This window comes from Actinopolymorpha sp. B9G3, from assembly GCF_040120725.1.
In the GTDB taxonomy this organism is placed as follows: Bacteria; Actinomycetota; Actinomycetes; order Propionibacteriales; family Actinopolymorphaceae; genus Thermasporomyces.
Genome location: NZ_JBEEAB010000035.1, coordinates 1 through 12,660, shown reverse-complemented (window position 1 = coordinate 12,660; position 12,660 = coordinate 1). Strand labels below are relative to the sequence as shown.

Below are 12,660 nucleotides of genomic sequence, written 5' to 3'. Positions count from 1 at the left end.
GGCGCGGCTCGCACGCTGACAACTCATCCGGCGCTCCCCAGCAGCGGGTCGGGTTGGGCCGGCGCGTCGGGCACGTTGACGATCTGGTGCCGGTCCGCGCGCTGGAAGGCCAGCAGGCCCTTGACGATGCGTTCGAGGTCGACCATCTCGAGGTCCTTCCGGGCCACGAACATCTGGTAGTACCGGTCGCCCGGTGAGAACCACACGACGAACTTCGCGTCCGGGAGTTGCTTGACGTAGGCGCGTTCCTCACCGATCCGGGTGAACACGAACTCCCCCGTCTCGATCGCTGCGAGCATGTGCCGCTTGGCCTCGTCGGGGTCGTCGATGCCGGACTTCAGCCAGGCGATCTGCAGCAGCGCCTGGCGGGTCGCACCCTGGTAGATCTCGTAGACCCGCCCGTCGGTGACGAGCGACTCCCGCGCCAGGTCGTCGTAGGCCTGCTCGGCCGTCGGGCTGCGCAGGAGCACGAACTCCTGGATCTTCTCCGGCACCCGCGGCTCAGTCGCCCGCTCCGGGTCCGGCGGCCCGCCGCTGACGAGGACGTTGGTGCATCCGCCGGCGAAGAAGAGGAACATCCCGACGACCACGACACCCGCCGCTCCCGCCGTCGCCGTACGCCGAAAACCCCCACGCAGCAAGCCGAACGGCCAGCGGAGCGCGGCGGCCGCCGCCCGCAGCGGACGCCGCCGCCACCACAGGTTGGGGATCTCGGGCGTGTACGGGTCGCGCAGGGACACCCGTGAGATCCCCGCGAAGATCCGCAGGATCGGGGTCTGTGCCCGGGCGAGGCGCTTGCGCAGCGACCGGGCCAGGTCCTCAGCGGCCTCGGCGTCGTCGATCCGCGCGTCGCGGGCGAGGTCGCCCCACAGCGCCCGGGTGACGAGCCAGGCCAGCTCGCGGTGCTCGGGATCAGCTTGTACGGCGTCGAGGAACTGGATCGGCGTCTGCGTGGGGTGACCGACGCCGAAGTCGTTCGCCACATCGCGCAGGTCGGCGTAGGCCACCGCGATCCGCTCCCGGTAGCCACGGGCGTGTGCCCAGCGCCGCCGCCGCCCCCGGCGAAGGACCTTCAGCACCGCCGGGTACCACATCCACACCACCAGGACGCCGAGCACCCACGGCAGCGTGACGAGCAGCCAGTAGCCGACCACTTCGTAGGCCAGTCGAACGGTCTGGACGCGTACCGGCACGTAGACGAGCAGCGCCCGGTCCTCGCTCGCGGTGACACCAGGACGCTCGCTCTTCGGCGCCTCCTCGGGCGGCGGCGTGCGGGTCGCTGTCTTCAGGACGGGCACCCAGCCGACGCCTTCGTAGTACGCCTCGAGCCAGGTCGCTCCGTGCTCTGGCCGGATCGCGATCTCGCCCTGCTGGTCGGGTTTCTGCCCGGCGGTGTAGTAGCCGTAGCCGATCCGGGACGGGATGCCGACCCATCGGGCGAGCAACGCGTCGGCGGCGGTGATCTCGTACGGCGTCGCCTTCGTGCCCTTGACCGCGATGATCTGCTGCGCGCGGTCGGGCGAGACGTCGACCGGCCGGCCGGCGCCCTGGGCGACGACGTTCTCGTACAGCTTGGTGCGCGCCCATTCCAGCCGCGCGTGCAGACCCTCGGTGGCCGGTGGTGCGCCGAGTAGCAGCTGCTGGACGAGCGGCGGTACGGGCGGCGCCTCGAGGAACGGCGCCAGCTCCTCCGACCCCGGCAGTGTCGCCGGCGCCTGGGCCAGCCGCTCAGGGTCGACGGACGCGGACGCCACGGTGTAGGAGGTGCCGGCGGCCAGCCGGGAAGTGGCCTGGAACGTCTGCGTGCGCGGGTCGTACTCGGCCGGGGTGCCGGCGACGGAGACGGGTGCACCGGTGACCGGTAGCGCCCGCCCACCCGCGTCGCCGACCGTGACCCTGGCCTGCTGCGTCTCACCCGTCGGCGCCGGCGCAGCACCGCCCGACGCCGTGGCCCGCGGAACCGCGCCCGACTCGGGCAGGTCGACGAACCGGTCCGGGTCGTACGGCGGGGTGAGCCAGGCGTTCTCGTCCGTTCCATAGACATCGAGAACGCCCGTACGCCAGACGTGGTCCGAACCCTTCGGCTCCTTGACCGTGAAGAGCACGCGGGACTCCTGCGCGGGCGGAACACCCGGGCGCCGAGGCGGGATCACCTGGTCGTCGCCCGTCGCGGGGAACAGGAACCCGACCTGGCTCAGCCCGGCCAGTCCCACCACGAGCACGAGGACCACGGTCCCGCCGCGGGCGAGCCGGCGGAGTTCGAACCGGCTGCTGCCCGCGCCCTCACGGCCGAGCTGCACGCCGTACGAGACGGCCAGGCCGGCGAGGACCAGGACCAGCGCGACCAATGCGGTGACCGTCTCGCCCCGGTCCGGGTGGACCAGCATGCCGCCGACTACCACGACGAGCGGGACGGCGACCGCGAGGCGCGGCCGGGCGGAGCCGATCGCGAGGGAGGCGGCCGACGCCACCAGCGCTGCGGCCAGGACGACGACGACGATCCGCCAGCCCGGGTCGAACGGCACCGGCGGCGTGGACAGGCCGCCGCTGCGTAGCGCCTCGACCACGAAGCCGGGCAGTTCACCCAGGTCGCCGTCGGCGTCGGACCAGACCAGCAGCGCACCAGCGACAAGGGCGGCCGGGACGACGAGCAGCTGGACGGTCCCCGGCCGGCGGGTCCGGTAGGAGAGGACGACCAGCGCGGCGCCGATCAGGGCGCCGGCGAGTGCCGTAAGCCGGGCGAAGCCGCTCGCGAACACGCCACCGACGACCCATCCCGCGCCCGCCGTCGCGAGGAACGCAGCGACCGTGGTGGCCACCGGGTTCAGTGCCGCGGTGGCGCCGCCCTCGTCGATGCTGGCGTCGCGTAGGTCGGCGGGTTCGTGCGTACCCGCCTCGTCTGGTGGTACGCCCGGCGCGGCGACACGCGGATCGCTCGTCTCCGGGTTCATCTGCTGGGTGCTCATCGGCGCGCCCCTACGACATGGCGGAAGACCTGCTCCAGCGACATGCCCTGCTGGATCTGGACGACGTTGCAGCCGAGCAGTCCCGCCCGGTGCAGGGTCGCTGGTTCGGTGTCCTCCCAGACGGTGAGGATCAGCAGGACGGCGATGCCGCGTTCGCGCAACAGCCGGATCCGCCGCGCCGCCTCGGGGTCGACCTCCGGTGTGATGACGACGTTGTGGGCGCCACGGACCGGGTCGATCACCAGCCGGTCGAGCGACGCGCTGAGCGGGCTCCGGTCGCGGGCGACCACGGCGAGCTTGTCGAGCAGCGGGACCTGTCCGGCGGTGCCGCGCAACGGCCCGGCGAGACGGGCGTCGTTCAGGTCGAGGTTGAGCCCGAAGCCGGCCTCGAGGTGGTGCACGGCAAGCGAGGCCGCCACGCTGACCGCCAGTTCGAAGGTCTCGCTCAGCTCGCCCGGGCTGTGGTTCCGCTCGTCGGTGTCGAGCAGGATGTTCACCCGGTCGGTGATGCCCTGCTCGGACTCCCGGACGAGGTACCTGTCGTAGCGGCTCACCGCCCGCCACACGATCCGGCGCGGATCGTCTCCGTCGACGTAGTCGCGCAAACCGTAGAACTCGAACCCGGTCGGCCACGGCTTGAGTACCGGCGGCCGGATCGGCGGGTCCTCCCACTCCCGGGTCGTGATCCGGTCCGTCACCCGTTCGACGCGAGGATGGACCACGATGTCGACCGGATCCGCCAGCGTCAGTCGGCGTTTGGTGAGGCCGAACGGATCGCTCCACTCGGCCACCAGCGGCCCGGCGCGGTAGACGCCACGCGTCGCCGGTACGAAACCGTACGTATGGGTGAAGGAGTCGCCACCCGCGAGCAGCGGCACCGGCAGCCGGGTCGCCGTTCCCAGCCGTTCGTCCAGCTCGTCCTCGACCACGATGGTGCTCACCCGGCGCCTCGCGGTAAGCGAGACGTCGACGTCGACCCGCCGACCCGGGCGGACCCTCGGCGGCAGCGTGCCGCGCTCGGCCGTGACCGCGGGACGGCGCCGGCCGAGCAGCCAGGAGACGACCAACGCGACCACCCCGCCGTAGACCAGCAGGAAGACGCCCCGGCTCTCCAGCAGCCGGCCGAGCAGCCAGCCGGCGACGGCCAGGCCGACGACGGCGATTCCGACCGTCGTCAACCCGACCTTGCGCTCGATCACGGCAAGCATGAACGGACTCCCCTCAGGAGGCTCAGGCGACCCACGCGAATCACGCGACTCAGGAGATTCAGGAGGTCGCCACCAGGGGTTCGGTCGAGCTGTCCGACGCGACGGACGACTCCCGGCGGAGGCCCTGCGGGACCTTCACCCGGTGCAGGATCCGGTCGATCACCGCACTGACCTGCTCCTCCCGCAGCTGGGCGTCGGGCGTGAGCAGCAGCCGGTGGTTGAGAACCGCGTCGGCGAGGAGCTTCACGTCGTCGGGGAGTACGTCGTCGCGGCCCTGCGAGGCCGCCATCACCCGGGACGCCCGCATCAGCGCCTCGGCCGCACGGGTGCTCGCCCCCATCAGCAGCGCCGGGTCGGACCGCGTCGCCTGCACCAGGTCGGTGATGTAGAACAGGATCGGGTCCGAGATCGTCACACCCTTGGCCCAGTCGATCATCTCGACCACCTGGGGAATGTCGACGACCGGCTCGAGTGCGGTGATCGCCGCCTGCGCCTGGTTCGCGCGCAGCACCTCGACCTCCGCGTCGCGGTCGGCGTACCCCACCACGAGCTTGAACTGGAACCGGTCCAGCTGCGCCTCCGGCAGCGGGAACGTCCCGGCCAGCTCGATCGGGTTCATCGTCGCGAGGACGAAGAACGGTGCGGGCAGGTCGTACGTCACCCCGTCGAACGTCACGCGCTTCTCCGCCATCGCCTCCAGCAGAGCCGACTGGGTCTTGGGCGTGGCCCGGTTGAGCTCGTCGGCCAGCAGGACGTTGCCGAAGACGGGGCCCCGGCGGAACGTGAACTCCCCCGTCGACCGGTCGAGCACCGTCGACCCCGTGACGTCGGCCGGCAACAGGTCCGGCGTGCACTGGATCCGGGAGTTCTCCCCCGAGATCGTCGCCCCGATCGCCCGTGCCAGCACGGTCTTGCCGGTGCCGGGCATGTCCTCGAACAACACGTGACCCTCGGACAGCAACGCCACCAGTGCCTGGCGTACGACGGTGTCCTTGCCTTTGATGACCTTCCCGATGTTCGCAACCATCGTGTCGAACCGTTCGGCGAACGCCCGACTGGACGAGATCGCGCCCGTCGATTGCGTGGGCTGGCTGCTCACCTGCTCACTTCCCTTCTGAAGGAGTCTGTGCGTGCACCGCTTCGGCGAGTGCGGATGCCACGCCGGCGCCGGAACGTTGGAGTGCGTCGGCCGACGCCGAGAGGTACGCCTCGACCACCTGCGGGTCCCGCGTCACCTCGTCCGGCGGGCCGTCGGCGATGACCCTGCCGAGGTCCATGGCGACGAGCCGGTCCGAGACCGCCATCACCAGCGGCAGGTCGTGCTCGACGAGCAGCAGGCCGCACCCGGTGTCGTGGACGATGCGAGCGAGCGCCGGACCCAGCGCCTCCGACTCGGCCTGGGCGAGACCGGAGGACGGCTCGTCGAGCAGCAGCACCTTCGGCTCGGCCGCCATCACGCAGCCGATCTCGACCGCCCGCCGGGTGCCGGTGGAGAGTTCCCGGACGAACTTGTCGGCGTACGCACCCAGGCCCAGCAGGTCGATCAGCCCGTCGACGCGTTCGCGGATCCGGCGTTCGCTCCGGCGGACGTTCGGCGCCCACACCGCACCGAGGACGGCGCTGCGGACGGCCCGGCGTTCGTGGGCGACGGCGATCGTCTCGCGGACCGTCAGCGATCCGAACAGCAACGCCGACTGGAACGACCTTCCCAGGCCGTGCCTCGCTCGTGCGTCGGGCGAGAGGCGCGTGACGTCCCGGCTCGAGTCGCCGTCATAGAGGAGGACGGTTCCGGCGTCTGGTCGTACATGCCCGGAAAGCACGTCGAACAAGGTGGTCTTGCCGGCGCCGTTGGGTCCGATGATGCCGACCACCTCACCGGCCGCGACCTCGAGGGAGGCGTCCCGCAGCGCCCGGATGCCGCCGAAGCTCGCCTCGATGCCCTCCGCCCGAAGGACGGTCGTCCGCTCGGCGGGGCCGCGGCCGCGGGTCCGCGACGACCCTGCACTCGCCGTGCCCATGAAGACCGCCCGGACCAGGTCGGGTCGACCGAGCAGCTCCTGGGTCGAACCGTCGAACCGGACCTCGCCCTTGTCCATGAAGACCGCCCGCTCGGCGACCGTAAGCGCGATGTTCAGCGACTGCTCGACCAGCACGATGGTCGTCCCCTGCGCCTTGATCTCGCGGACGATGCCGAGCAGCTGGTCGACTACGGCCGGCGCCAGGCCGAGCGAGAGCTCGTCGATCATCAACAGACGTGGGCGCATCAGCAGGGCCTGCGCCATCGCCACCATCTGCTGCTCGCCGCCGGACAGGGTTCCGGCCCTCTGCTGCAGGCGTTCGCGGAGAACGGGGAAGAAGCCGAAGACGCGTTCGGTGCGTTCGGCGACCTCGGTGGCGTCTGCGCGGAACGTCCACGCGGCCGTGCGCAGGTTCTCCGCCACACTCAGCTGCGGGAACACCGCCTGCCCACCCGGCATCACGACGATGCCGCGCCGGGCCAGCTCGTGCGCGGGCGTGTGGGTGACTTCGAGACCGTCAAGGTAGATCGCCCCGTTGGACGCCTGGTGGAGGCCGCACAGCGCCCGCATCAGCGTCGACTTGCCGGCACCGTTGGTGCCGAGCAGCGCGATCGTCTCCCCGTCTTCGATGTCGAGGTCGACGCCGAAGAGGACCTGGACCCCGCCGTACTCCACCTCGACGCCCCGCGCGACCACCATCTTGTTCCGGCCGGCCTCTTTGGCCGCCTGCACCGCCTGGTCGGCGATGTTGGCGAGGTCGGCGGCGCGGATGTCGCGGGCCACACTCGACGCCGAGCTCGCGAACATCAGAGCCGCGACGACGAAGAACGGCGCGAACGCGACGAGGGCGCCACCGGCTCCCCACGACGATTCGGCGTACCCGGTGAGGATCGGCGCCAGGACCAGACCCACGACCGCGAACGGAGCGAAGATCTGCATGCCGAGGCCACGGAACTGGGCGGGCACCAGCCGGGAGTACAACACGCCCATGGCGGGGGCGACCGTCGCGGCGGCGAACCCGAGGACCACCTGGAGGACGACGACGTACGCCACGCTCGGCGCGAGGACCATCACGACCAGGCTGGCCGCCCCGACCATCATGATCCCGGCCTGGATCAGGACGAGCATGCTCGGCTTGCGGGCCATGATCCGGTCCGCGACCGGGCCCGCCAGCAGGAGCGCGGGAGCCGTCACCAGCGCCTCGACCCAGAGGATCCACGCCCGCTCGGCCGGCGACAACAGGAACCGGTCGGCGAGGAACAACCCGGTGATGAGGAACACCGGTCCGGCCGCGATGCCGCTGACGAGACCCGCGAACGCCTGCCTGCGTAGGGATCTGATGCTCCACGCGCCGCGCAGTGAGGCCGCCGCACTCAGAGGTGGCGGCTCCTCCTTGGACAGCTCAGCGTCCAGTCCGGCGTACTTCCGGTCCACCTCACCGCGGGTCGGCTCCCGGAGGAAGAAGGCGAGCAGCGCGAAGAGGAAGCCCGGGACGGCGAGGGCGAGCACCGCCTGTCGCCAGCCGTACTCCGTGATCAGCCAGCCCACCAACGGGATGCTGAGGAGCGTGCCGATCCGCCCGCACGCCCCGAGGAACGCGAACACCCGGCCACGCAGTTGCGGCGCGAAGTAGTCGGCGGTGAGCGGCGCACTCGCCGGCCCGGACAGGGTGTTGCCGAGGAACCCGACGCACCGCGACCCGATCAGACCGAAGAACGACGTGGCAACCGCCTGCATGACGACGCTCACCTGGCCGAGGATCCCGCCGAGCCGGATCAGCCACACGCGCTTGACCCGGTCGACGACGTAGCCCATCGGCAGCGCGGCCAAGGTCCCGAGGATGCCGAGAACCGAGCCGAGCGTGACCAGGGCGGCGATGCTGACGCCGAACTCGGTACGGATCTCAGGACCGACCAGGCCGATCACCTGGGCGTCCCAGCCGGCGAAGACGGCGGACAGGGCGAAGACGATCAGAGGGACCTTCGGCGCGCGGGTGCCGCGCAGGTCGAGGCTTCGTGCGTACTCCTTCGTCGTACGCCTGAACCACCTTCGCCGCTCCCGTGACAGGTCCCCGTCGGGGGCGCCGTCGGGGGCGCCGACGGCGGCGCGGTCGGGGGCGCGGTCGGGCAGGAGGGCGCGTTCGCGGTCGGTCGGGACAAGGGTCCGCGTCGCCGGTCCTGCGATCAGGTCCTCGAGCCGGGTCTCGCCCGGGCGGATGTCCGTGTCAGCCACCGATCCGCTCCTTCGTCATGGTCGCGCGCGGCTCGTTCGTCCCGGTCGCTGCGCCGTCGCTGCCGTAGCGCTGCAGCGCCCACTGGCCGTCGGGTTCGAACCGGCCCTGGACGGCGGCGCTGCGCCTGCCACGCCGCTCGTCCAGTGGCGCGCGCTCGAAGGCCGCAGCGGGATCGCGGTCGGCGTACAGGCTCGGCACGACGATCCGGTGCCGCGCGGCGACTCGACGCAGCATCGCGTCGCGCGCGTCGTACAACCCCTGAGCCAGCCCGCCCGGCAGCGCGGCGAGCACGAACAGACCAACGAGCCCGGAGCCGACCGCCTGCACGAGCGGGTTGGCGTTGAGCAGCGTCAGCACCGCGAGGTAGACCATCCCGATGACCGGCCCGACGATGCCGCCGAGCCCGCCGATGACGGTGAACGCGAAGAGCGTGAGACTCATCTCGGGCGTGAACGCCGCCGGCGTCACCGCGCCGTACGCGGAGGCGAGGATCGCGCCGGCAGCCGCTGCCAGGAAGCCCGCGAACACGAACGCGGCCAGCCGGATCCGCAGCAGATTCACACCGTACGACTGAAGGGTGGACTCGTTGTCCCGCGAGGCGATAAGCACCCGCCCGGTCCGGCTGCGGCGCAGCCCGAGGACCGCCGCCACCGCGACGGCCGCCAGCACGAAGGTGAGGTAGTAGAACGTCCGCTGGTTCGACAGGTCGATCCCGACGAGCGACTGCCGCGGCATCGTCGTGGGCAGGAACCTGCCGAGGTAGTCGCCGGTGACGAACAGCGTCGTCGCACTCACCGCGAACGCCAGCGTCATGATCGCGAGATTCAACCCGCGCAGCTTCAACGCCGGCACACCCACCAGCAGCGCGGCTACCGCGCCGCCGACCCCCGCGACCGGGACGGCGACGAGCAGCGGCAGACCCGAGAAGCCCGCGACGAACGCACCGACCGCGGCGAACGCGAACTGACCGAGGCTCACCTGCCCGGCCCACCCGGTGAGCACCAGCAGGGACGCGCCGATGATGACGTACGCGAGGTGGATGCTGGCAATGTTGGTCTGGCTCGGCGAGAGCACCCAGGGCAGCCCGGCCACGACGACGACCGCGAGAATCCAAGCGGTACGCGTCCAGGCACGGACAACGGGGATGCCGCGAAGCTCGCGCGGCACCGGGCGTACCTCATGGTTGGCCCGCCACCCGCCGGTGCCGGTGGAGTCGGCGTCTGCACGGCTGGCGCGATAGCGCTGGAGCACCAGCAGGACGCCGATGATGACGACGAACCCGACCTCGAGCGGCGCCGTCGACGACCAGGACCAGACCGTCGACTCCTGCAGGATGCCGAAGACGAGCGCGGCGAGTGCCGCCATCGTGAAGCTGGCAAAGCGTGCGACGACGGCGATCGCGAGGATGAGCACGAGAGTACGCACCGGAAGGACGGCGACGTTCTCACCCGAGCCCGCGCCGGAGGCCGCTGCTGCCGACCCCGACGACCCGCTTCCGAAGGCGGTGAGGATGCCTGCGGCACCGGAGAGCACGCCGACCAGCAACCAGATCCGTGCCGTGACGCCGATCGTGTCGATGCCGAGAGTGCGTGCCCGGTTGCCGTTCTCGGCGGCGGCGCGCACCGCCACGCCGGTGGAGCTGTACTTGAGGTAGGCAGCCGTGACCAGGACCGCGACCACGCCGACGACGATGGTGACGATCCCGTCAAGGCGAAGTTGCGCCGGCTCGAGCGGGATGGCGAAGCTCCACGGCAACGGCGATGCCGCGAACGGGTTGACGCGTTCGACCTCGCGTTGGTCCTCGGTCGTCAACAGCCAGCCGAGCTGGCTCTGCAGCCCGACCAGGGCCTGGGCGACGAACACGGTGGCGATCGTCAGCACCAGTCTCGGCTGGTTCGCGAACCGCTGGACGACGAGGTAGTACATGACCAACGACGTCAGCACGGAAAGGACGAGACCGAGCACGACTGCCACCAGGAAGTTCGCGATCTCCCATGTCCGTGACGGATCCGGGCCCACGCACCCGCCGCAGAGTGGGTCGACGGCACGCAGCAGGAGTTCGCCCTGGACGAGAGCGGTGAACAGTGCCGCGCCGACGAGGCCGATCTGCACCTGCGCGAAGTTGAGGAAGCGCCCTGTCCGGTAGACGAGGATCATCCCGATCGCGTGCAGGAGCACACCGAACCCACTGACCACGCCGATCGAGGTGATACCGAGCGGGAGCGACTCGCCGGCGAACAGCGCCACACCCAGCAGCAGGACGAGCGCGACGAGTTCACTGGTGTACGGGATGTCCCGCATACGGCGGCGCCGTTGGGTCCTATCGGCAGGGGACATCGGCGGGCCTGCCCTTTCCGTAGAACTTCTCCTCGGTGTTGGACGGCCAGTTCCCCAACGTGTACCGGCGGCCGTGGTTCACATAGCAGAAGGTGCCGAGCTGCGGATCGTCGTACGGCCGGATCGTGGGGTCCCAGTAGGTGAGGGTCGCGTCCTTGACGAACGAGTGCTCGCCCGCCTCCAGCTCTATCCGCTGCTGGTAGTACGGCGGACCACCCGCGCCTGGATTCGTGAACTCCGCTTCGCGAAGCGCCGCCGCGAACGTCTCGGGCGTGAGGTTCGGACCCGCACCCTGGATGCCCGTGGCGAAGATCAGCATGCTCTGGTACATCGCCTCGAGGGTGAGGCCCCAGTTGCTGTGCTGGTTCTGCATGTACGCGGCTGTGATGGTCGGATCGCCTTCACGGGCGGCGACGAACCATGCCTCACCCGGGTAGGAGTTGACCTTCGACTCGGCCGAGACTCCGAAGTAGTGCGCGAGCTGGTTCTGCGGCCAGAACGCGGCCAGGTTACTGTCGCTGCCCTGGAATCCTGTGCCGGTGGAGATCCACTCGGGTTCCCAACCCAGTTCCTCCGACGCGATCAGTGCCTGGCCGACGACATGGTTCGTGCATACGCACATCACCGACGTCACTCCCTGCGAGCGCAGCTTGGCCAGCACGGTCGGCGCCGACGGTGTGGGTGGCTGGGCGTTCCAGGTGTAGGTCATCCGTTCCGTCGGGGCGAGTGATGCGTCGCAGGCCCGCAGCCCGGCCGCGAGCACCGAGCCGGTCATGCTGGCACCGGTCGGGTTGCGTTGCACGATGAGCCCGAACCGTCGGGTGGTGTCGGTGAGCCCGTCGCCGGCGTGGATCGCTCGCTTGCCGACGAGGTTCTTGCAGACAAACTCCGCCACGTGTTCCTGCAGATTGTCGTCGGACATCGAGAACGACCACTTGTAGTCGGCGTTCGGTCCCTGGCTGAGTTCCTCCTCGGTACGGAAGCCGGCGGCCACGTCGACGCTGATGATCCCCCGGTCGGCCAGCAGGTCGTAGAGGGTGGAGGTGCTCCCGTCGAGACCGCCCGCCGTGATGACCCCGAAGGCGTTCATCTCTGTGTCGATCTGTTCGGCGTACGCGCCGTACTGGGCCGGGTTGAGCAGGCTGACGAACTCCTCGGTCGTGAGGTACTGCACGTTGATCTTGCGCCCGTAGAACTCGTAGCGGGAGTTGAAGTGCTCGATGATCCCACCGATCCCCTTGCCCAGTTGGGCGAGCCCGCCGGGAACGACCAAATTGATCTGGGTTTTGGTGACGCCCTTGGTAGTGTCGCCGCCGTTGTTCTCGCCGTCCCAGTACGCCACACACGGCGGCGACATCGGATCCTCGGTCTGGCGTGGCGGTTCGCCTACACAGCGACGAACGCGAGAGCGATCGATTCCTGCGTACGGGTTCTCCGGGCCGGTCTGCTCGGGGGTCGGCGTGGGAGTGTCGGGCTCTGGCTCGGCGGTTGCCTGCCGAGAGGAGGGCGCGAGCTGGGCGGTGGCCGGTGGCGCCGGCGCGGGAGCAGCGAGCGCGAGCGCTGCGGTCATTACGAGGATGACGGCGACGACGGCGGCGTGCGTCAGCGCCACACCATGCGGGCGGGACCGGGCGCCCCGTGTGCCATCGTCCCGGCGTCGGCTTCCTGGCTCGTTACCCACGTCACCACCCGTCCAGCCGGGGCTCCCTCTGGAGCCGCTCCGATGTTCACTAGTATGGCAGTGTTCAGACCGTAGTGCTTGAGGTCGATCTCCGCTACTTGGTGGCGCCGTTGTCGTCCGGATGAGGACAACGAAGCCGAGGTACAGGGGTGCTGGCAGCGGCAAGTCGGATCGAATGCGGAGTAGTGGGGGGGGGGGGGGGGGGGGGGGGGGGGGG

Annotated in this window: 6 protein-coding genes; all 6 read right to left on the bottom strand. The window is 70.5% G+C overall.

Features of this window, described 5'->3' with window-relative positions; genetic code table 11:
- Positions 1–23: 23 nt before the first annotated feature.
- Genes ABNF93_RS32600 through ABNF93_RS32575 form a run of 6 tightly spaced genes read right to left on the bottom strand, consistent with a single transcriptional unit; the run spans position 24 to position 12,332 of the window.
- Positions 24–2,966 (bottom strand): transglutaminase TgpA family protein, encoded by a 2,943-nt coding sequence (locus ABNF93_RS32600; protein WP_349332118.1) that lies wholly within the window; start codon positions 2,964–2,966, stop codon positions 24–26.
- A complete protein-coding gene (locus tag ABNF93_RS32595; protein WP_349332117.1) occupies positions 2,963–4,174 on the bottom strand; it encodes a DUF58 domain-containing protein in 1,212 nt (403 codons plus the stop codon). Before ABNF93_RS32595 ends, ABNF93_RS32600 begins: the two co-directional genes overlap by 4 nt.
- Before the next feature lie 58 nt (positions 4,175–4,232).
- Positions 4,233–5,273, bottom strand: coding sequence for an AAA family ATPase (locus ABNF93_RS32590; protein ID WP_349332116.1), 1,041 nt, complete (start codon positions 5,271–5,273; stop codon positions 4,233–4,235).
- A gap of 4 nt (positions 5,274–5,277) precedes the next feature.
- Positions 5,278–8,424 (bottom strand): MFS transporter, encoded by a 3,147-nt coding sequence (locus tag ABNF93_RS32585; RefSeq protein ID WP_349332115.1) that lies wholly within the window; start codon positions 8,422–8,424, stop codon positions 5,278–5,280.
- Entirely contained in the window at positions 8,417–10,726 is a 2,310-nt protein-coding gene (locus ABNF93_RS32580; protein WP_349332114.1) for an ABC transporter permease subunit, read from the bottom strand. The genes ABNF93_RS32585 and ABNF93_RS32580 overlap by 8 nt, the downstream gene beginning before the upstream one ends.
- Before the next feature lie 19 nt (positions 10,727–10,745).
- Entirely contained in the window at positions 10,746–12,332 is a 1,587-nt protein-coding gene (locus ABNF93_RS32575; RefSeq protein ID WP_349332112.1) for an ABC transporter substrate-binding protein, read from the bottom strand.
- Positions 12,333–12,660: the final 328 nt, after the last annotated feature.